The sequence below is a fragment of the Brevibacterium sanguinis genome (genome assembly GCF_003315415.1).
GTDB classification, from domain to species: Bacteria; Actinomycetota; Actinomycetes; order Actinomycetales; family Brevibacteriaceae; genus Brevibacterium; species Brevibacterium celere_A.
The window spans coordinates 439,315-459,479 of record NZ_QNSB01000001.1 but is presented as its reverse complement, the minus strand read 5'-3'; the positions used below and the strand labels follow the sequence as shown (position 1 = coordinate 459,479).

Annotated in this window: 18 protein-coding genes; 4 read left to right on the top strand and 14 right to left on the bottom strand. The window is 69.4% G+C overall.

The features are described from left to right. Positions 1–2: 2 nt before the first annotated feature. The 10 genes from DFO65_RS02100 to DFO65_RS02055 all read right to left on the bottom strand — a co-directional run bounded on the left by DFO65_RS02100 (position 3) and on the right by DFO65_RS02055 (position 11,829). A complete protein-coding gene (locus DFO65_RS02100; protein WP_113902741.1) occupies positions 3–2,213 on the bottom strand; it encodes a polyribonucleotide nucleotidyltransferase in 2,211 nt (736 codons plus the stop codon). Positions 2,214–2,759: 546 nt separating this feature from the next. Beyond that, on the bottom strand, positions 2,760–3,029 hold the full coding sequence (gene rpsO, locus DFO65_RS02095; RefSeq protein WP_113902740.1) for a 30S ribosomal protein S15: 270 nt from the start codon (positions 3,027–3,029) through the stop codon (positions 2,760–2,762). Positions 3,030–3,120: 91 nt separating this feature from the next. Then, a complete protein-coding gene (locus DFO65_RS02090; RefSeq protein ID WP_113902739.1) occupies positions 3,121–4,059 on the bottom strand; it encodes a bifunctional riboflavin kinase/FAD synthetase in 939 nt (312 codons plus the stop codon). 88 nt (positions 4,060–4,147) lie between these two features. Then, positions 4,148–5,050, bottom strand: coding sequence for a tRNA pseudouridine(55) synthase TruB (truB, locus tag DFO65_RS02085; RefSeq protein ID WP_113902738.1), 903 nt, complete (start codon positions 5,048–5,050; stop codon positions 4,148–4,150). A gap of 13 nt (positions 5,051–5,063) precedes the next feature. Continuing rightward, positions 5,064–5,924, bottom strand: a complete 861-nt coding sequence (locus tag DFO65_RS02080; protein WP_113902737.1) for a VldE C-terminal domain-containing protein — start codon at positions 5,922–5,924, stop codon at positions 5,064–5,066. A 185-nt stretch (positions 5,925–6,109) separates the two neighbouring features. Then, a complete protein-coding gene (rbfA, locus tag DFO65_RS02075; RefSeq protein WP_113902736.1) occupies positions 6,110–6,538 on the bottom strand; it encodes a 30S ribosome-binding factor RbfA in 429 nt (142 codons plus the stop codon). Between the two features lie 184 nt (positions 6,539–6,722). Further along, the gene (gene infB / locus DFO65_RS02070; RefSeq protein ID WP_113902735.1) at positions 6,723–9,698 is read right to left on the bottom strand and encodes a translation initiation factor IF-2; all 2,976 of its coding nucleotides are present in this window, start codon (positions 9,696–9,698) and stop codon (positions 6,723–6,725) included. 133 nt (positions 9,699–9,831) lie between these two features. Then, positions 9,832–10,107 carry a DUF448 domain-containing protein gene (locus DFO65_RS02065; RefSeq protein WP_113902734.1) on the bottom strand — a complete coding sequence of 92 codons (276 nt, stop codon included), beginning with the start codon at positions 10,105–10,107 and terminating at the stop codon, positions 9,832–9,834. A gap of 127 nt (positions 10,108–10,234) precedes the next feature. Continuing rightward, positions 10,235–11,197: a transcription termination factor NusA gene (gene nusA / locus DFO65_RS02060; protein ID WP_113902733.1), complete on the bottom strand. Its 963-nt coding sequence runs from the start codon at positions 11,195–11,197 to the stop codon at positions 10,235–10,237. A 167-nt stretch (positions 11,198–11,364) separates the two neighbouring features. Then, positions 11,365–11,829 carry a ribosome maturation factor RimP gene (locus tag DFO65_RS02055; protein ID WP_113902732.1) on the bottom strand — a complete coding sequence of 155 codons (465 nt, stop codon included), beginning with the start codon at positions 11,827–11,829 and terminating at the stop codon, positions 11,365–11,367. 80 nt (positions 11,830–11,909) lie between these two features. Here DFO65_RS02055 and DFO65_RS02050 point away from each other — a divergent pair, with 80 nt between their 5' ends. Together DFO65_RS02050 and DFO65_RS02045 are read left to right on the top strand one after the other, a co-directional pair. Then, complete coding sequence (locus tag DFO65_RS02050; RefSeq protein ID WP_113902731.1) at positions 11,910–12,896, top strand: hypothetical protein; 987 nt, start codon at positions 11,910–11,912, stop codon at positions 12,894–12,896. Continuing rightward, on the top strand, positions 12,893–13,912 hold the full coding sequence (locus DFO65_RS02045; RefSeq protein WP_113902730.1) for an aminoglycoside phosphotransferase family protein: 1,020 nt from the start codon (positions 12,893–12,895) through the stop codon (positions 13,910–13,912). The genes DFO65_RS02050 and DFO65_RS02045 overlap by 4 nt, the downstream gene beginning before the upstream one ends. Positions 13,913–14,026: 114 nt before the next feature. Here the strand turns inward: DFO65_RS02045 and DFO65_RS02040 are convergent, their stop codons facing one another. Both DFO65_RS02040 and DFO65_RS02035 read right to left on the bottom strand, forming a co-directional pair. Next, positions 14,027–14,833: a TSUP family transporter gene (locus DFO65_RS02040; protein WP_428844209.1), complete on the bottom strand. Its 807-nt coding sequence runs from the start codon at positions 14,831–14,833 to the stop codon at positions 14,027–14,029. 3 nt (positions 14,834–14,836) lie between these two features. Then, entirely contained in the window at positions 14,837–16,705 is a 1,869-nt protein-coding gene (locus DFO65_RS02035; protein WP_113902729.1) for a proline--tRNA ligase, read from the bottom strand. A gap of 133 nt (positions 16,706–16,838) precedes the next feature. On the opposite strand from DFO65_RS02035, the gene DFO65_RS02030 reads away from it, so the two are divergent. Further along, a complete protein-coding gene (locus DFO65_RS02030) occupies positions 16,839–17,636 on the top strand; it encodes an NUDIX hydrolase (RefSeq protein WP_245940420.1) in 798 nt (265 codons plus the stop codon). Next, the gene (locus tag DFO65_RS02025) at positions 17,626–18,030 is read left to right on the top strand and encodes an RNA-binding S4 domain-containing protein (RefSeq protein WP_113902728.1); all 405 of its coding nucleotides are present in this window, start codon (positions 17,626–17,628) and stop codon (positions 18,028–18,030) included. Before DFO65_RS02030 ends, DFO65_RS02025 begins: the two co-directional genes overlap by 11 nt. Positions 18,031–18,038: 8 nt before the next feature. Here the strand turns inward: DFO65_RS02025 and DFO65_RS02020 are convergent, their stop codons facing one another. Together DFO65_RS02020 and ispG are read right to left on the bottom strand one after the other, a co-directional pair. Continuing rightward, positions 18,039–18,917 (bottom strand): GNAT family N-acetyltransferase, encoded by an 879-nt coding sequence (locus tag DFO65_RS02020; protein ID WP_113902727.1) that lies wholly within the window; start codon positions 18,915–18,917, stop codon positions 18,039–18,041. 33 nt (positions 18,918–18,950) lie between these two features. After that, positions 18,951–20,099 carry a flavodoxin-dependent (E)-4-hydroxy-3-methylbut-2-enyl-diphosphate synthase gene (gene ispG / locus DFO65_RS02015; RefSeq protein ID WP_113902871.1) on the bottom strand — a complete coding sequence of 383 codons (1,149 nt, stop codon included), beginning with the start codon at positions 20,097–20,099 and terminating at the stop codon, positions 18,951–18,953. Between the last annotated feature and the right edge of the window lie 66 nt (positions 20,100–20,165).

The following is a 20,165-nucleotide window of genomic DNA, read 5'->3' as shown; positions in this document are numbered from 1 at the left end:
GATCAGTTCTCCGACCCTTCGTCGTCACCCTCGGTGACGGGAGCCAGCGACAGCTTGCCGCGATCGTCGATCTTCGTGATCTCGACCTGGACCTTCTGGCCCACACCGACGACGTCCTCGACGTCCTCGACGCGCTTGCCGTCGTTGAGCTTGCGCAGCTCGGAGATGTGGAGCAGACCGTCCTTGCCCGGGGTCAGGGAGATGAAGGCGCCGAAGCTCATCGTCTTCACGACCGTGCCGAGGTAGCGCTCGCCGACCTCGGGGACCTGCGGGTTGGCGATCGCGTTGATCATCGAGCGTGCGGCCTCGGCGGCCTGACCGTCGGTGGCGCCGATGAGGACGGTGCCGTCGTCCTCGATGCTGATGTCGGCGCCCGTGTCCTCCTGGATCTGGTTGATCATCTTGCCCTTGGGCCCGATGACCTCACCGATCTTGTCGACGGGGATATTCACCGAGATGATGCGCGGTGCCGTCGGCGCCATCTCCGCCGGGGCGTCGATGGCGTCCTCGATGACGTCGAGGATGACCATGCGGGCCTCGCGGGCCTGCTTGAGCGCGGCGGCGAGCACCGAGGCGGGGATGCCGTCGAGCTTGGTGTCGAGCTGGATCGCGGTGACGAAGTCACGGGTTCCGGCGACCTTGAAGTCCATGTCACCGAACGCGTCCTCCGCGCCGAGGATGTCGGTCAGCGCCGCGTACGCGGTCTGCTCGCCCTGCTCGGTCTCGATGACGTCGGAGACGAGGCCCATCGCGATGCCGGCGACCGGGGCGCGCAGCGGCACACCGGCCGAGAGCATGGCCAGCGTCGAGGCGCACACCGAGCCCATCGAGGTCGACCCGTTGGAGCCGAGTGCCTCGGAGACCTCACGGATCGCGTAGGGGAAGTCCTCGCGCGAGGGCAGGACCGGGACGAGGGCGCGTTCGGCCAGCGCACCGTGGCCGATCTCGCGGCGCTTCGGGCTGCCGACACGGCCGGTCTCACCGGTCGAGTAGGGCGGGAAGTTGTAGTGGTGGATGTAGCGCTTGCTCGTCACCGGCGACAGCGAGTCGATCTGCTGCTCGAGCTTGAGCATGTTGAGCGTGGTGACACCGAGGATCTGGGTCTCTCCGCGCTCGAACAGGGCCGAGCCGTGCACGCGCGGGATGACGTTCACCTCGGCGGAGAGCGGGCGGATGTCCTTGAGCCCACGACCGTCGATGCGAACCTGCTCGGTGAGGATGCGCTTGCGCACGACCTGCTTGGTCAGGGCGTTGAGCGCCGAGGCGATCTCCTTCTCCCGCCCGGCGAAGCGCTCGCCGAGGGCCTCGAAGAGCTCCGCCAGCAGGGCCTCGCCCGCGGCTTCGCGCTCCTGCTTGTCGGCGATCTGGAAGTTCTTCGTCTGCTTCTCCTCGGCCAGCTCGCGCACGGCCTCGTAGACGTCGTCCTCGTAGTCGCGGAAGACGGGGATCTCGGTGACGGGCTTCGCGGCCGACTCGGCGAGCTCGGACTGGGCGCGGCAGAGTTCGCGGATGAACGGCTTCGCGGCCTCGAGGCCCTCGGCGACGATCTCCTCGGTGGGAGCGGACGATCCGGTCTTGATCTTGTCGATCGCGTTCTCGGTGGCCTCGGCCTCGACCATCATGATCGCGACGTCGTCACCGACGACCCGGCCGGCGACGACCATGTCGAAGACGGCGTCGGGCATCTGCGAGAAGTTGGGGAAGGCGACCCACTGGCCGTCGATGAGGGCGATGCGGACACCGCCGATGGGGCCGGAGAACGGCAGACCCGAGAGCTGGGTCGACATCGAGGCGGCGTTGATGGCGAGCGCGTCGTAGATGTGATCGGGGTGGATCGACATGACGGTGACGACGACCTGGACCTCGTTGCGGATGCCCTTGGTGAAGGACGGGCGCAGCGGACGGTCGATGAGGCGGCAGGTGAGGATCGCGTCGGTGGTCGGACGGCCCTCGCGGCGGAAGAACGAGCCGGGGATGCGGCCCGCGGCGTACATGCGCTCCTCGACGTCGACGGTCAGGGGGAAGAAGTCGAAGCCCTCGCGGGGGTTCTTGCCGACGGTGGTCGCCGAGAGCAGCATAGTCTCGTCGTCGAGGTAGGCCAGAGCGGAGCCGGCGGCCTGCTGGGCCAGTCGGCCCGTCTCGAAGCGGATGGTATGAGAGCCGAAGCGACCATTGTCGATATGCGCGACGGCGGATTCTGGGTTGATTCCCACGTATTCTCCTAGTTCGTGACCGGCGTCCGGGCACCCGTGAAGGGTTCGGTCCGCGTCACGCCGGTGGACAGTGACCTGGACAACCCCATGGATCCAAGCCGGTCATCGATCGGGGCCCACGGAAGGAATCCTCCGGAGGCCACTACCGAGGACCGAAACGTCCATGGCATGGCTGTCCGGTCCCCAGTCTACCGCAGATGCCCTGCGCGACAGGTGAGACACCGCCCACCCGCCGCCCGCGCATGAGCGCAGCACATTCCCCTCTCGGATCCCCGAGAAGTGGTTGAAACCGCGCAATAGGCTGCCTTCGGATCGTTTCCGGGCGGGTTCTCGATCCGGAGTCGGTGCATCGCGCCGTTTCAACTACCGTGAGCCGCGCAGTCACCAGTCCCCCGTGGCCGCGTGCCCCGTGAATGCACGAAGCGCCCCACAGCCTGTGGGGCGCTTCGAGTTCCGGACCGGGTCGCGACCCGGGGCCGCACATCGCGGCTCCTGGTCGCGCGTCGCGATCTGCGGGGACCGCCGAGGCGGTGCTCCCGCAGATGATCAGCGACGCAGGCCGAGGCGCTTGATCAGCGAGCGGTAGCGCTCGATGTCGACCTTCGCGAGGTACTTGAGCAGACGACGGCGCTGGCCGACGAGCAGCAGCAGACCACGACGCGAGTGGTGGTCGTGCTTGTGCTCCTTGAAGTGCTCGGTGAGATCGACGATCCGACGGGTGAGCAGGGCAACCTGGACCTCGGGAGAACCGGTGTCGCCCTCATGAGTTCCGTATTCCTTGATGATCTCCTGCTTCGTGGCAGTGTCGAGAGCCATGGATTCTCCTTCGTGTCGTTGCGCGGCGCCGGAACCTGACTGTCCCAGCCCTGTCGAACCGCGGCCGGTGAAAACGGCAGCCGCCAGTTTATCAGGTGTGGAGGACCTCGCGCACATCGGCGATGTCCTCGTGCATCTGCACGATGAGATCGTCCATTCCGGTGAAGGTCACCTGTCCCCTGATCCGCGCGACGAACTCGAGCGTCATGTGCCGGCCGTAGACGTCGAACGAGCCGAACTCCTTGTCGAGCACGTAGGCCTCGACGCGGCGGGCGTCGCCGTCGAACGTCGGGTTCGTGCCCACCGAGATCGCCGCGGGGTACGGCCCCTCGTCCTCGTCGAAGGTCGCCAGTCCCGCGTAGACGCCGTCGCCGGGAACGAGGCCTGCCGGGTGCGGGCTGAGGTTGGCGGTCGGGAAGCCGAGGTCCCGGCCGCGGGCGTCGCCGTGGACGACGGTCCCGGACACGAAGTGGGCGCGCCCGAGCTGGTCGGCCGCCTCGGCGACGGCACCGGTGGTGATCTGCTCCCGGATCCGCGAGGACGAGTAGCGACCTCCGCGCCCGACCTCCTCGACCGTGACGGTGGTGAAACCGTGCTTCTCGCCGAGGCGGCGCAGGGTCTCGAGCGATCCCTCGTTGTCGCGGCCGAACCTCACGTCCTCGCCGACGACGACGATCTGCGCGCGCAGCCCGTCGACGAAGTAGCGGCGGACGAACTCCTCCGGCGACTGGGCGGCGAAGCCGAGGTCGTAGTGCTGGACGAAGAGGGCGTCGATGCCCGTCTCGGCGATGAGCCGGGCCTTCTGCTCGGTCGTCGTGATGAGGAGAGTGGGTTCGTCCGCGACATGGATGGTGCGCGGATGGGGGTCGAAGGTCATCGCCACCGAGCGCAGGGAGTTCTCCTGCGCCAGCGCGGCCACGGCCCGCAGCACGGTCTGATGCCCGCGGTGGACGCCGTCGAAGTTGCCCAAGGTGACAACGGTCGCGACAGTATCGCCCGGGACCTCATTGAGGCCGTGATAGATCTCCACTCGACGCTTGCTCCTTCCGTGCACCGACTCAGGGTATCTCAGCGCGAACGCTCGAGCGAACCCCGGTGCCCGCGGTCGCGCGAGAGCCTCAGGCGAGGTGCGGGGCGAAGGCGGTCAGGGACTTGATCCCGCCCGTGCGCGCCTCGGCGATGGAGATGAGCTCGCCCTCGGAGAGCACGGCGAACTCCCCCGCGGCGGGTGCCTCGACGCCCACGGTCCTGCCCTGCATGAGGGCCTTGGCCTGTCCGGCGTCGACGTCGACGCTCGGGAACAGGCTGCGGGCCGCCTCGGCGAGGGTGATGAGCCGGGGCACGGGGACGTCGAGGTCGGCGGGGATGACGACGGCGTCGTCGATGCCGAAGGCGCCGACGCGGGTGCGGCGCAGCGCGGTGAGATGACCATGGACGCCGAGGCGGGCGCCGAGGTCGCGGGCGAGTGCCCGGATGTACGTGCCCGAGGAGCAGTCGACCTCGACGTCGATGTCGATGAACCCGTCCCCGACGCGCACGTCGTGGGCGTCGAAGCGCGAGACCTCGACCTCCCGGGCCCTGAGCTCGACCGCCTCGCCCTTGCGCACACGCGCGTACGAGCGGACGCCGTCGACCTTGATCGCGGACACGGCGCTGGGCACCTGCTCGATGACCCCGGTCAGCGAGGCGATGCCGGACGCGATGTCCTCACGCGTGACTGCGGCGAGGGCAACGGGGTCGGCGACGACATCGGGGGCGGAGTCGGCGTCGTCGGTGGGCGTGCCGGAGCCGAGCCGGATGGTCGCGAGATAGGTCTTCGGGGCGCCGGTGATGTAGCCGAGCAGCTTCGTCCCGCGGCCGAGCCCGAGCACGAGCACACCCGTGGCCATGGGGTCGAGGGTGCCGGCGTGGCCGACCTTGCGGGTGCCGAACCAGCGCCGGATCCGGGAGACGACGCCGTGGGACGTGATGCCCTGGGGCTTGTCGCAGACGAGGACGCCCTGCGGGGACGAGTCGCTCAAGTGGTCCCGGCGATCAGTTGAACGAGACGTGGACGTGATCGAAGTGGTTGGCGGTGGCCGAACCGCGGTCGGACATGCCCTTCCAGCCCTGGCCCGGGTGCCAGATGCGCTGCTCCCAGATGACGTACTTGACGTTGAGCGCCTTCTGGTTCTTGATGAGGTAGTCGGCGATGCGGTCGCCGGTGGAGCCGCTGATCATGATGTCGACGGCCTCGCCGGTGTAGTGGTCCGAGGTGCCCGAACCCTGACGACGTCCGCCGTAGGACTTGACCTCGGGGAACTTCGCGCACACGGCGCGGTAGCCGTTGACGGCGTTGGGCAGCAGTCCCGACTCGATCGAGGACGAGACGCTGCACGGCTCGTTCGACACGCCGGACGGGGTGTCGCCGCCGGCGGCGGCCTCGGACGAGGAGCCCTTCGACCCGGAGTCCTTCTTCGCCGACTCGGCGGTCGTCGCGGGCTTCGGGGTCTTGACCTTGAGCGTCGTCTTCTCGGTCTTGTTCTTGTACTTCGGATCGTTCTTGACGTCTTCGAGGTACTCCTCGCCGGCCTTCTGGCGCTCGGCGTCGAGCTGCTCCTGGCTGACGGCCGACGGGGCCTGCTGCTGCTCCTGGGTCGCCGAGGCGGCCTCGGTCGTGACGTTGCCGGTGTCGGGGGGTCCCATGACGACGGTCGACCCGACGACGGCGGCGGTGGCGGCGGCCGGGACGGCGATCGCGGCGACGACGGGACGCTGCTTGACCGTGGCCAGCACGGAGGTCGCCGTCGAGGGGGTTTCAGCGGAGTGCTTTCCGCCGGAGCGCTTGGAAGCGGGTGCGAGATCCCGGATCAGTTGCTTTGCGAAGCCGGGCTTCGGTGAGGAGTGCTTACCCAATGCAGAAATCCCTTAACAGACTCGTGATCATATCGTTACCTTGAAAAGTCTAGACCACCGGAGAAAGATAACAAAACTGTTACGAGAAATTTTCTCTCCCGAGATGGAGCGCGCGGGAACCGCCCTGGTGAGAGCATCGCCTCTCCGAGGTGACGCTCCTCACCGGGGTCGGACGCGGCCGTCGCTCAGGCCTCGTCGTCGCTCTTGCGGTACGGGTCCTCGTCGCCGGCGGGCCTGGCGTCCTTCTTCAGCTCGGCGATCCGCGCGTCCTCGGCGGCCGCCTTCGCCAGGAGGTCGTCGAGGTGGGCGGCGGCCTCCGGAACGGCATCGGCGATGAACTCGATGCTCGGGGTGAGCCTGATGGTCAGGCCCTTGCCGACCTCCGAGCGGATGAAGCCCTTCGCCGACTCCAGTGCCTTCCCGGTCGATTCCAGCTCCTGGCCGTCTCCGTAGACGGTGTAGAAGATCGTCGCGTGCTGGAGGTCGCCGGTGACGCGCACGTCGGTGACGGTGACGAATCCGAGGCGCGGGTCCTTGAGCTTGCGCTCGATCGTCGAGGCGACGATGACCTTGATCTGGTCAGCGATCTTCCGTGCCCGAGTGGGGTCTGCCATGGTGTGTCCTCTGCTTGTGCTGTGATGCCGGCGGCATGAGCCGCCGCTGGTGGTGGTGCCGGGCCGGTGGAACGGCTCCGCACCCGAGGGAGAGGCGCCGGTGACGCCGGCCGCCGCCCCGGTGTGGAACCGACTGCGGCCGGTGCAGGTGCACCGGCCGCAGTCTCGTCGATCGGGCTTGCGATCAGTCGCGGGGCTTCTCGCGCATCTCGAAGGTCTCGATGATGTCGCCGACCCGCAGGTCGTTGAAGCTGCCGAGTCCGATACCGCACTCGTAGCCCTCGCGGACCTCGGTGGCGTCGTCCTTGAAGCGACGCAGGGACTCGATCTTGAGGTTGTCCCCGATGACCACGCCGTCGCGAGTGACGCGGGCCGCCGAGTTCCTCGTGATCGTGCCGGAGCGGACGATCGAGCCGGCGATGTTGCCGAACTTCGAGGACCGGAAGACCTCGCGGATCTCGGCGGTGCCGGTCTGGGCCTCCTCGAACTCGGGCTTGAGCATGCCCTTGAGCGAGTTCTCGATGTCCTCGATCGCCTGGTAGATCACGGAGTAGTAACGGACATCGACGCCTTCGCGTTCGGCCAGGTCGCGAGCCTTCGCCTCCGGCCGGACGTTGAAGCCGATGACGATCGCGTTGTCGACCGTCGCCAGGTTGATGTCGTTCTCCGTGATCGCACCGACGCCGCGGTGGATGATGCGCAGGTCGACCTCGTCGCCCACATCGATCTTGAGCAGCGAGTCCTCGAGCGCCTCGACGGCACCGGACACGTCGCCCTTGAGGATGAGGTTGAGCATGTCGACCTTGCCCTCGGCCAGCGCCTTGGTGAAGTCCTCGAGGCTGATCCGCTTGCGGCCGCGGGCCTGAGCGGCGTTGCGCTCGATGGCGTCGCGCTTCTCGGCGATCTGCCGAGCGGTGCGGTCGTCGTCGGTGGAGATGAACGTGTCACCTGCCCGCGGGACGCTCGAGAGACCGAGCACCTGGACGGGACGCGAGGGTCCCGCCTCGGACACGCTGTTGCCGTTCTCGTCGAACATCGCCCGGACTCGGCCGAAGGCGGTGCCGCAGACGATGGCGTCGCCCTGGCGCAGCGTGCCCGACTCGACGAGCACGGTCGCGACGGCGCCGCGGCCCTTGTCGAGCTTCGCCTCGATCGCGATGCCGCGAGCGGCCTTGTTCGGGTTGGCCCGGAGGTCGAGCGCGGCGTCGGTCGTGAGCAGCACGGACTCGAGCAGCTCCTCGATGCCCTCGCGCTTGAGCGCGGAGATCGGGACGAACATGGTGTCGCCACCGTATTCCTCCGCCACGAGGTTGTACTCGGTCAGCTGCTGCATGACCTTGGCAGGGTTCGCGCCCTCCTTGTCGATCTTGTTGACGGCGACGACGATCGGCACATCTGCGGCCTGCGCGTGGTTGAGCGCCTCGATCGTCTGCGGCATCACACCGTCGTCGGCGGCGACCACGAGGATCGCGAGGTCCGTCGACTTCGCACCACGGGCACGCATGGCGGTGAACGCCTCGTGGCCCGGGGTGTCGAGGAACGTGATGCGTCGCTCTTCGCCCTCGTGCTCGACGCCCACCTGGTAGGCGCCGATGTGCTGGGTGATTCCGCCGGCCTCGCGGGCGACGACGTTCGCCGACCGGATCGCGTCGAGCAGCTTGGTCTTTCCATGGTCGACGTGACCCATGACGGTGACGACCGGTGGGCGGGCGACGAGGTCCTCGTCGTCCTCTCCGGCGGCTTCCGCGTCGAGGTCGATGTCGAAGGTCTCGAGCAGCTCGCGGTCCTCGTCCTCGGGCGAGACGATCTCGACCTTGTAGCCGAGCTCCTCACCGAGCACCTCGAAGGTGCCCTCGTCGAGGGACTGCGTGATGGTCGCCATCTCGCCGAGGTGGAAGAGCACGGTGACGAGGTTCGTCGGGTCCGTGTTGATCTTCTCGGCGAAGTCGGCGAGGGACGAGCCGCGGCGCAGGCGCAGCGGGGTGCTGCCGTCGCCGCGTGGGACCTGGACGCCGCCGATCGACGGCGCCTGCATCTGCTCGAGCTCGGCGCGCTTGGCCCGCTTGGACTTGCGTCCCTTCTGACGCGGACCGCCGCCGCGGCCGAACGCACCCTGGGTGCTGCCGCGACCGCGGCCGGAACCGCGAGCCGGACCACCCGGGCCGCCGCCCGGAGAACGACGACCGGCAGGTGCGCCGGGGGCCGCGCCGGGAGCACCGGCACCGCCCGCGGGAGCGTTCCCACGGCCGCCACCCCGACCCCGGCCCGGAGCGGGCTTGTTGAGGGCGGAGTTCTTCATCATCGACGGGTTGGGGCGCGGAGCGCCGGGACGGGGTCCCGGACGCGGTCCAGCTGCCGCCGCGTCGTCGCCGGCCGGACGTGGAGGCTTCTGGCCCGGCTTCGGCATCCCCTGGGATGGGGCGAACGGGTTGTTGCCCGGACGTGCGCCGGGTCCGCCTGCGCCGCCCTGACGGGCACCGGGCTTGGGACCACCGGGACGACCGCCCGGCTTCGGCATCCCCTGAGAGGGCGCGAACGGGTTGTTCCCGGGACGGGCGGGCTGACGGGCTCCCGGCTTCGCTCCGCCGGCAGGCTTCGCGGCACCCGGCTTGGGTGCGCCGGCGGCCGGCTTGGCGGCTCCGGGCTTCGGTGCGCCCGGTCGCGCCGCGGGCCTGCGTTCGGCCTGCTGGGAGGACGACTCGGCCTGCTCGGAGGCACGCGCGGTCTGCTGGGTCTGCTCGGCCGCGGGCGCGGACTCGGCAGGTGCCGGCCTGCCCGGTGCGGCGGGACGCGGGGCGCCCGGCTTGCCGGCAGCGGGCTTCTCGGCCGCGGGCTTGGCCGGGGCGGGCTTGGTCGCCGCCGAGCCCTGCGACTTCGCGGCAGCGGGCTTCGCGGCTCCCGGCTTCGCCGGTGCCTTCGCACCCGGTTTCGGGGCTCCGGGCTTGCCCGGCGCGGCTGGTTTGGCGGTCTTGGCGCCGGCCTTCTGGCCGGACGAGTTCGCCGAATCGGCGAAGGCCTCCCTCACCCGTCGGACGACGGGTGCTTCGAGAGTCGAGGAGGCGGAGCGAACGAATTCGCCCATGTCCTGGAGCTTCTCGAGGACGATCTTGCTGGTTGTGCCGAGCTCTTTGGCGAGCTCATGGACACGGGGCTTTGCCACAGTTCTCCTGTCCGGGTTCTTTCCCGGTCAGGAAAGAACCTCATCAATGAAGAGCAGTTCTCATTCCGCTGCTCTTTCGAATGTCGGTGAGGGTGTCATCGCACGACACTCACAACTTGTCATCCATTCTCAGTCACCCGTTCTCTGTGGGTTCGATGTCGATCCTCGGCAGATCCGAGGGCGTGACCTTCGTCCGAAAGGCTCGGGCGAAGGCCCGTGACGCCAGTGCCTTCTCCAGGCACGCGGCATCGGGATGCACCCACGCTCCCCGTCCGGGCAGTGTCGCAGACACGTCCTGGACGATCGCGGGATGCTCGTCGGGCCGATGCACGAAGCGCATGAGCTCTGTCCGATCGGCCCTGTTCCTGCACGCGATGCACGTCCTCTGGGGTGCACCGCCTGCAATCACAGTAGTCAATTCTACAGCACTTCCCTTCCCGCGTCTGCCGTGCCCCCTCGACGATCCTGTGGGGTGGCGCACTCTCCGCGCGGAGGCTGTTGAGGCGGAAGTGCGTCCGCCGCGCGCACCGCGGTTGTCAGTCGGCGGGGACGATGTCGATCTTCCAGCCGGTGAGCTTGGCCGCGAGCCGCGCGTTCTGGCCCTCCTTGCCGATGGCCAGGGAGAGCTGGTCGCGGGGCACGACCGCTCGGGACTCCTGGGCCGCGGCGTCGAGGATGTCGACCTTGAGCGTCTTCGCCGGGGACAGGGCGTGGCCGATGAACTTCGCGGGGTCGTCGCTGTAGTCGACGATGTCGATCTTCTCCTGACCGAGCTCGTTCATCACCGAGCGCACCCTCGAGCCGAGCTCGCCGATGCATGCGCCCTTCGCGTTGACGCCGGGCTTGGTCGCCCGCACGGCGAGCTTCGTCCGGTGCCCGGCCTCCCTGGCCAGGGACACGATCTCGACGGTGCCGTCGGCGATCTCCGGGGCCTCGAGAGCGAAGAGGCGGCGCACGAGGTTCGGGTGGGTCCGCGACACCGTCACCGAGGTGCCCCTGGGCCCCTTGTGGACGTCGGCGATGTAGACGCGCAGCCGCCTCCCGTGTCGGTACTCCTCACCGGGGACCTGCTCGTGCGGCGGGAGCACGGCCTCGACGTCGCCGAGGTCGACCTGGACCATCTGCGGGTCGCGTCCCTGCTGGACCGTGCCGGAGACGATCTCGCCCTCCCGGCCCTTGAAGCTGCCGAGCAGCGTCTCGTCCTCGACGTCGCGCAGGCGCTGGTGGATGACCTGCCGGGCGGTCTGGGCGGCGATGCGGCCGAATCCCGTCGGGGTATCGTCGAACTCACCGATGGGGTTGTCGTCGTTGTCGAACTCGACCGCCCAGATCTTCACCTCTCCGGTCGTCTTGTCGAGTTCGGCGCGAGCATCCGGCCAGGCGCCCTCGGTCTTCTGGTAGGCGAGGAACAGTGCTTGTTCGATGAGTTCGATCAGAGTCTCGAGCGGAATCTCACGCTCTCGCTCGATCATGCGCAGCACACTGAGGTCGATATCCATGGCCTAAACCCTCTCCGGCTCCCTCGAGCATTGAATTGTCGGTCTTCACTTATGGTTCCGTCTCCATTGACGCAGGCGCAACAGTCTATCGCACTCACGACGAGCCTCCCGGCACCCGATCGGCACCGCCCATGGGGTCGGCACCGCCCGCGGCACCGGCAGCGGGGTCAGCGGAACTTCAGCTCGACCTGTGCCCTGACGATGTCGGCGAGGTCGACCGAGCGCCGCTCGCCGGTGCCCGGGTCGCGCCCGGCGATCGCCGACTCCCCCACCTCGTCGAGGTCGAGGCGGAAGGAGTCCTTCTTCGTCTCCACCTCGAGCCTGCGCCCGATGACCCGCTTGAAGTGGCGCGGGCATTCGAGCTTCCGGGTCGCCCCCGGGCTCGTCACCTCGAGCTGGTACGGCTTGTCCCGGAAGATCTCGACCTCGTCGAGGGTGTCGCCGACGATCTGCGAGGACTCCGCGATCTTGTCCATCGACATCGGCTCCGTGCTCGATTCGTCGAGATCGACGATGACGGTCAGCGCGCGCCGCTGACCGGCGGCCACCGCCTTGACCGACTCGAGATGGAACCCCGAGGCCTCGAGGGGCTCCCGGAGCAGCTCGGTGATCCGTGCCACGTCTTCGTCCATGTGTCCTCCCTGCTCATTGCCTTCCCCACCACCCTAGAGGAGATCGAGGGCCGCCGTCAGGCATCCGTTACGATTGCCGTATGCGTTTTCCCGTGAGTCGCCGGACCGTTCTCCTCACCGGTTTGGCCGCGGCGAGTCTGGGACCGCTCTCGGCCTGCGGGCTGCGGTGGGACACCGCACCCGACGTCCCCGACCTCGACTCCAGCGACGAGCTGCGCAATCGCATCGCCCGGATCCTCGAGCACACCGCCCCGGGTCCCGACGACCCCGAATCAGCGACCGCCGACCTCGAGAGTCTCCGGACCGCGGTCGGCCCCGCCTGGGCGCCCCCGACCGAACTGGCGACCGCGTCCCCGAGCGCAGAGCCGCAGCGCACCTATCGGGAGGCCGCCGAGGTGGTCTCGACGGCCGTGTTCGACGCGGTGGCCGGCCTCGATTCGGGTCTCATCCCCGTCCTCGTCGACACGGCGACCGGGTTCGCGCTGACCGCGGGAGCGGACGATCCCGAGCTCATCGGCACTGCCGAGGACCTGCTCATGTCGAGGATCGAGGAGGCAATGTCCGACGCGGCCGCCTCACCCGGGTCCGCGGAGACCGACACCGCGGGACCGGACTCCGCAGGGCCCGGATCCGCGGAAGCGGGTCCCGCCGACCCCGAGGACTGCGCCGCGATCCTCGACGCGGCCCGGGCCGCGTCCTACGGCTACGAGCGGCTCGCGGTGAAGTTCGCCGAGGCGGCTCCCGAGCGCGGTGCCGCCCTCGCCCGCCTGGAGACGCTGGGGTCGCTGGCCGGGCAGATGCTCGAGATGCTGGCCGCGGCCGACGCGGATCCCGCTCCGGACTCCCCGTCGTGGGCCCTCGACCCGGTGCCGACCGACGAGGGCAGTGCCCGCGAGCTCGCCCTCGGACTCGAGGACGGGGTCGCCGCCGCGCTGCTGCCGTGGCTGCGCGTCGATCCGCTCGCCGCCGGCAGGCTCTGGGAGTCCGCGCGGGCGCGCAGCGTCTTCGGAGCCGCTCAGGCCCTGCGCTTCACCTATGCCGACAGCGCCGCCGAGGCGGGCTCGTGAAGGTCCCGCCGGTTCTCTACAACTCCACTCGCGACATCATCGGCGAGTACCGCACCGACGCATGGGTCGCGGCTCTCGACTTCATGGCCACCGAGCTCATGGACCGCTGGAAGCTGCGCTTCGACGACGTGCCCGGCGCCCCCTGGGCCGGATGCGAGAGCCTCGTCATCCCGGTCCTCACCCAGGAGAGCTATCAGGGCGTGCTCCGGTTCGCGGCCCCCACCTCGGCGCACACCGCCGCCCATGCCCAGGCGCTGCGGGCGCTGAAGATCTGGAACGGGCACGGAGCCGTGCGCGTGATCAGGGACGATCGCAGCTTCCGGGTCACCCTCCAGGAGCGGCTGCGGACGAAGGACAACCTCTCGGTGCTGCCCCTGTCCGACGTCCCTCCCGTGTGGGGCGCGCTGCAGAAGTCGCTGCAGGTACCGGCGGACTCCGACTTCATGCGGGTCCAGGACGTCGCCGCCGGCTGGCTGTCGACCTTCGATGCGAACGCCGCGCTGCTGACCGGGTGGGCGGAGTCCGGCCCGGGCGACTCCCTGCTGCTGTCGTTCGCGCGGAACTGGATGAATGTGCTCGCCTCCTCCGACGAGAACTGGCTCATCCACGCCGACCTCCACTACTACAACATCCTCGCCGGCAACCCGGACGCCGCCGGAGTCGCGACGTGGAAGGCGATCGACCCGCAGCCCCTGGCCGGGCCCACCGCCTACACGATCGCCCCGATCCTGTGGAACCGGCTCTCCGAGATCCCGTCCGAGCACCCGCAGGCCCAGGCCGCGTGGCTGCGCGGTTTCGCGACGGATCTCGCGCTGTGCGCGGGGATCGACCCGCAGTACGGGATCGGGGCGGCCGTGGCCAGAGAGGTGACGAACATGTTCTGGTACCTCGCGGCGGCCCGCAAGGGCTCGGCGCAGTCGTTCGGGGACGCCGCCAGGTCGCTGTGGGTGGCCCGGGCGCTCTCCGGCGCGGACGTCGCCGGAGTCAACGCCCACGCCCTGAAGTCCATCGGCTGAGCACTCCGCCCGTCCGTCGGCTGCCGTCTCCCCTCATCACCCGACCGCGGCCCTGCGCCCTCGCGCGGGGGTGCCGCGCCTCCGGCAGGTTGAGGAGCGGGTGGCTCGCGGGGCTCAGCGGATCAGGCCGGTGACGACGTCGGCGCCGAGCCGGATGATCATCGCCGAGACCACGACGACGAAGACGATGCGGACGAAGCCCGATCCCCGCTTCAGCGCGGTCCGGGCCCCGAAGATCCCGCCGAGGACGTTCCCGGCCGCGACGACGAGGCCGAGCAGCCACACCACCTGGCCGTCGGGGACGAAGTAGACGAGCGCGCCGAAGTTCGTCGCCCAGTTGATCACCTTCGCCGTCGCCGAGGCCTGGAGGAACGAGAATCCGATGATCGTCACGAAGGCGATGACGAGGAAGGACCCGGTCCCCGGGCCGAGCACCCCGTCATAGACCCCGATGGCGAAGCCGATCAGCCACGACAGCCCATGGTGGCGCTTCGACTGCTCGCCGAAGCGGAGGCTGACATCGGTGCCGAGGCTCGGATTGAGGATCGTGAAGGCGCCGACCGCGACCAGCGCCGCGAGGATGATCGGGGTGAAGAGCTCGCTCGGCACCACGGTCGCGAGCTTCGCGCCGAGCACCGCCCCGAAGAACGCCGTGGCCGCGGCCGGGATCGTCGCCGAGCGGTCGGGAGCGACCTTGCGCAGATAGGTCACCGCCGAGGCGGTGGTCCCCGCGATCGACCCGACCTTGTTCGTCGCGACCGCCTGCACCGGGGTCATCCCGGGCACGAGGAGGAGGGCGGGCAGCTGGATGAGTCCCCCGCCGCCGACGACGGCGTCGACCCAGCCGGCGAGTGCGCCTGCCGCGAAGAGCAGCAGGAGCATCGTCAGCGTGACATCGATGCCGCCGGTGAGCGCCTCCACCGATCAGACGGCGGCGAGGTCCGCGGGGGCGGGGGCAGTCCCGGAGACGGCGGCGTCGCCGGCCGCGTCGGCCCTGGCGTACGCGGCGCGCACCCGCTCGACGGTCGTGGCGACCACCTCGGCGACGGCGATCTCCTGCTGCTCACCGGTGAGCCGGTTGCGCAGCTCCACGGTCCCGTCGGCGAGCCCGCGGCCGACGACGATGACGGTGGGGATGCCGATGAGCTCGGCGTCGGCGAACTTGAACCCGGGCGAGACCTTGACCCGGTCGTCGAGGAGGACGGTGACGCCCGCGGCCTCGAGATCCGCGGTGAGCGCCTCGGCGGCCTCGCCGATGTCGGAGCCCTTGCCGGCGGCGATGATGTGGACGTCGGCCGGTGCCAGGTGCTGGGGCCAGACGAGGCTGTCGCCGTCGTGGTACTCCTCGGCGATGCAGGCCATGATCCGGGTGACGCCGATGCCGTAGGAGCCCATGGTCACGGTCGTCGCCTTGCCGTTGGCGTCGAGGACCTTGAGGTCGAGCGCCTCGGCGTAGCGGCGGCCGAGCTTGAAGATCTGCCCGATCTCGACCCCGCGGGCGAGCTCGAGCGGGCCGGAGCCGTCGGGGGCGGGATCGCCGACCATCACCTGAGCGGCCTCGATCGTGCCGTCGGCGACGAAGTCCCGGCCGGCGACGAGGTCGAAGACGTGCTTGCCGGGCTCGTTCGCCCCGGTGATCCACCGGGTGCCGTCGACGACGCGGGGGTCGAGGAGGAAGCGGAGCCCGGAGGTGCCCTCGAGGCCGAGCACCTGGGTCTCGGGGCTCAGGCCGGGGCCGATGTAGCCCTTGACGAGTTCGGGGTGTGCCGCGAGGTCCGCCTCGGTGGCGGGCTCGATCTCGACCTCGCCGATGCCGAGCGCCCCGGTGCCGGCGGCACGGTCGAGGTCGACCTCCCGATCGCCCGGCAGGCCGATGACGACGATCTCGCGGGTGCCGTCGGGGTGGGTGACGGCGCAGACGACGTTCTTCAGGGTGTCGGCCGCCGTCCATTCGCGGTCCGGACGCGGGTGATTCGCGTTGGCCGCGGCGACGAGCGTCTCGATCGTCGGGGTGTCGGGGGTGTCCTCGACGTGGGCCGCGGGGGCGTCGTCGAAGGGAATCGGATCGGGCACGATCGAGGTGACGGCCTCGACGTTCGCGGCGTACCCGCCGGGCGAGCGGACGAAGGTGTCCTCGCCGACCTCGGAGGGGTAGATGAACTCCTCGGTGCCGGCCCCGCCCATCGCGCCCGGGGTCGCCTTGATGGGCAGGCAGGGCAGGCCGAGCCGGGCGAAGGTGCGCAGGTAGGCCACCCGCATCGCCTCGTAGGAGGCGTCGAGCCCGGCGTCGTCGATGTCGAAGGAGTAGGCGTCCTTCATGATGAATTCGCGGCCGCGCAGCAGACCGGCGCGCGGCCGGGCCTCGTCACGGTACTTCGTCTGGATCTGGTAGATCGACAGCGGCAGGTCCTTGTACGAGGAGTAGAGGTCCTTGACGAGGAGGGTGAAGACCTCTTCGTGCGTGGGCGCCAGCAGGTAGTCGTTGTCCTTGCGGTCGGTGAGAGTGAAGATGTCCGAGCCGTAGGCCTCCCAGCGGCCCGACGCCTTGTAGGGGTCGGCGGGCAGCAGGCTCGGGAAGTGGACCTCCTGCGATCCGGCGCGCGCCATCTCGTCGCGGACGATCGCCTCGATCTTCGACAGCACCTTGAGGCCGAGCGGCAGCCACGTGTAGATTCCCGGCGCCGACCTGCGGATGTACCCCGCGCGGTGGAGCAGCCGATGGCTGGCGACCTCGGCACCGACCGGGTCTTCCTTCTGGGTTCGCACGAACAGGGACGACATGCGCAGCGCCATGGGTGATTCTCCTTGATTGTCAGGACTCGGATCGAACACTATAGGCCCGAGCACACCAGCGGCAATTCGCCACGGTCGCGAGGAGAATTAGACTGGGTGGACGTCCACCATGATCCGATCCGATGTGAAGAGCATGCCTGAATCGACTTCTCTCACGCAGTTCCCGCGCCCTTCCGTGGCCGTCGACACTGCGGTCCTGTGCCCCGTCCCCGTGAGCGGGCTGCATGTTCTCCTCATCCGCTCCGAGGACGGCCGGTGGCAGCTGCCCGGGTCGATCCTCCGTCCGCAGGAGCGCCTCGCCGAGGCGGTCGCCCGCTGCCTGCGCGAGAAGGCCCGGCTCATCGACCGCTCCCCCGTCCAGCTCCACGTGTTCGACCAGCCCGACCGCGACGATCGCGGGTGGGTCATCTCGGTGGCCCATCTCGACGTCCTGGCCGCCGCCGATGTCGGCCTCGACCCCGAGGTCGAGGACGGTGCGGGCATCGGCGCGGAGGACTTCGCGACGGCGTGGCGGACGATGGTCCCGGTCGACGCGGTCGCCGAGCTCAGCGCCGAGCACCAGGAGATCGTCCGCGTCGCCGTGCACCGGCTGCGGTCGCTCCATGAGCGCAGCCCCGATCCCTTCGGGCTGCTCGGCTCCGAGTTCTCCCTGCGCCGGCTGCGCACCCTCCACGAGATCGTCGCCGGCACCGAGCTGCAGGCCGACACGTTCCGCCGCACGATGCTGCCGCTTCTCGAGGCGACCGGTCGCGCCCTCACCCAGGGCCGGGGCCGGCCGGCGCAGACGTTCCGGAGGCGGGCGGAGTTCACCCTGCAGCAGGACACCCCGATCGTCGCGGTGCCCGGCACCGTGTGGGCCGGCGTCCACGACCATCCGCATCCCGGAGCCATGCGCGAGAAGGTGGATTCGGGGGTCGGCGATGGAGATTGACCGCTCCGCGACGACTCACCAGCGCATCGACGTGTGGCTGTGGACGACGCGGATGTTCAAGACGAGGAACCTGGCGACCCAGGCGTGCCGGGGCGGGCACGTCCAGCTCGACGGGCAGAGGGTCAAGGCCTCGCAGAAGGTCTCGATCGGCCAGGAGGTCAGGGTCCGCAAGGCAGGTGCCGAGCACATCCGCAGGATCACGGGATTCGTGCCCACCCGGCCGCAGGCCTCGATCGCCGTCCAGTGCTACGAGGATCTCACTCCCGCCCCGGATCCGGCGCTGCGCGGGTTCGTCCCCCGCCGCGACAAGGGGACGGGACGGCCGACGAAGAAGGATCGGCGCGAGATGGAGAGGTTCCTCGGGGACATGGCGAAGCCTCCTCGGCGCTCCTGACCCGCACTTCAGTACATGACGGTCGCGAAGGTGCCGACCTGCTCGAAGCCGACCCTGTCGTACATCCGCAGGGCGGCCTCGTTGTAGTCGTTGGCGTAGAGGCTCACCGTGGGGTGGCCGGCCGCCTGCGTCGCGGCGACGACCGCGGCCATGCCGGCGGCCCCGAGACCGAGGTTGCGCACCTCGGGGTGCACCCACACGCCCTGGACCTGGACGATGCGCGGAGCCCGGATGCCGATGTCGGCCTTGAACAGGACCTGCCGGTCCTGGTCCCGGGCCGGCCACCTCGGCACCCGCCCGCCCTGCGGAAGGATGGCGGAGATGCGGGCGTAGCAGTTGTCGCCCCGGATCAGGCTGCGCACCCGGGCGAGATAGCTCGATTCGCCGCCTTCGATCGGTGAGAACCCGACTTCGTTGGTGAACATGTCGACGCTCGCGGCGAACACCATCGGGAGGTCGTCGAGGGTGACGAGTCGCACCTCGTCGTCGGGAGTGACCTGGGGCGGTGAGCTGATCGCCAGCAGCGGCTGACGCTCCCGCACTCCCCGCGGGCGGCCCCAGGCGAGCCGGCTGTGGAGATCGAGGATGATCCGGCGATCGCCGATGAGGGAGCACGAGTACCGTCCGTCGGCGTTGAGCTTGGCCGCGATCGCCTCATTGGTCTCGGGGGTGGCGGCGACGGGGATGATGTTCCCGCCCACCCAGTAGGCGGCGATCGGCCGGTCGCCGTCGAAGACGCCGAGCAGGGAACCGGCCGGCGAGCTCAGCTGAGCCGTGCCGGAGATGTCGAGCAGGGCCAGGAGGTAGACGTTCTCGCAGGGTTTGAGCGCCAGCAGGCCCTGCAGCCAGCGCGTGTGTTGATGGCCCAGTCGAGCGACTCTCAGCACTGACCCACCCTCACTGCGAAGCGATGAAAGCTCTCAACCGACGACGACTTCCGGGGGCCCGGACGGCACGTCCGACTCCTCGGCGATGCGCATGGCCTCTTCGATGAGGGTCTCGACGATCTGCGACTCCGGGACCGTCTTGATGACCTCGCCCTTGACGAAGATCTGTCCCTTGCCGTTTCCGCTGGCCACGCCCAAGTCCGCCTCGCGGGCCTCCCCGGGACCGTTGACGACGCAGCCCATGACGGCCACGCGCAGCGGGACCTCCATGCCCTCGAGCCCCGAGGTCACCTTCTCCGCGAGCGTGTAGACGTCGACCTGGGCCCGGCCGCAGGACGGGCAGGAGACGATCTCGAGCTTGCGCGGGCGCAGGTTGAGGCTCTCGAGGATCTGGTTGCCGACCTTGACCTCCTCGACGGGAGGCGCCGAGAGGGAGACGCGGATCGTGTCTCCGATCCCCTGCGAGAGCAGCGCGCCGAAGGCGGTGGCGGACTTGATCGTGCCCTGGAACGCGGGCCCCGCCTCGGTGACGCCGAGGTGGAGCGGCCAGTCGCCGCGTTCGGCGAGGAGCTCGTAGGCGCGGACCATGATCACGGGATCGTGGTGCTTGACCGAGATCTTGAAGTCGTGGAAGTCGTGCTCCTCGAACAGCGAGGCCTCCCATACCGCGGACTCGACGAGGGCCTCGGGAGTGGCCTTGCCGAACCTCTCCATGATCCGCTTGTCCAGCGAGCCGGCGTTGACGCCGATGCGGATCGAGGTCCCGGCGTCCTTCGCGGCCTTCGCGATCTCCTTGACCTGGTCGTCGAACTTCCTGATGTTGCCGGGGTTGACGCGGACGGCCGCGCATCCCGCGTCGATCGCGGCGAAGACGTACTTCGGCTGGAAGTGGATGTCGGCGATGACGGGGATCTGGGACTTCGCCGCGATCGCGGGCAGCGCGGCGGCATCATCGGCCGACGGGCAGGCCACGCGCACGATGTCGCAGCCCGAGGCGGTGAGCTCGGCGATCTGCTGCAGGGTGGCATTGATGTCGGTCGTCGGAGTCGTCGTCATCGATTGGACGCTGACGGGATGGTCGGAACCGACGCCCACCTTGCCGACCCTGATCTGCCGGGTCTTCCGCCGAGGCGAGAGAACGGGCGGAGGCGGCGCAGGCATTCCGAGGTTGACCGATGTCACGAACACAATCCCTTCGTTTCGGCTGGGGGCCAGCCTGGCTGTTCGAGTCCTCCCTCATTGTAGGAC

Bases quoted from the DNA above. Each gene is read 5' to 3' on its own strand.
- rbfA (WP_113902736.1), bottom strand. From the start codon at position 6,538: ATGGCAGACCCCACTCGGGCACGGAAGATCGCTGACCAGATCAAGGTC.
- DFO65_RS02030 (WP_245940420.1), top strand. From the start codon at position 16,839: ATGCCTGAATCGACTTCTCTCACGCAGTTCCCGCGCCCTTCCGTGGCC.
- DFO65_RS02055 (WP_113902732.1), bottom strand. From the start codon at position 11,829: ATGGACGAAGACGTGGCACGGATCACCGAGCTGCTCCGGGAGCCCCTC.
- rpsO (WP_113902740.1), bottom strand. From the start codon at position 3,029: ATGGCTCTCGACACTGCCACGAAGCAGGAGATCATCAAGGAATACGGA.
- DFO65_RS02050 (WP_113902731.1), top strand. From the start codon at position 11,910: ATGCGTTTTCCCGTGAGTCGCCGGACCGTTCTCCTCACCGGTTTGGCC.
- nusA (WP_113902733.1), bottom strand. From the start codon at position 11,197: ATGGATATCGACCTCAGTGTGCTGCGCATGATCGAGCGAGAGCGTGAG.
- DFO65_RS02025 (WP_113902728.1), top strand. From the start codon at position 17,626: ATGGAGATTGACCGCTCCGCGACGACTCACCAGCGCATCGACGTGTGG.
- DFO65_RS02035 (WP_113902729.1), bottom strand. From the start codon at position 16,705: ATGGCGCTGCGCATGTCGTCCCTGTTCGTGCGAACCCAGAAGGAAGAC.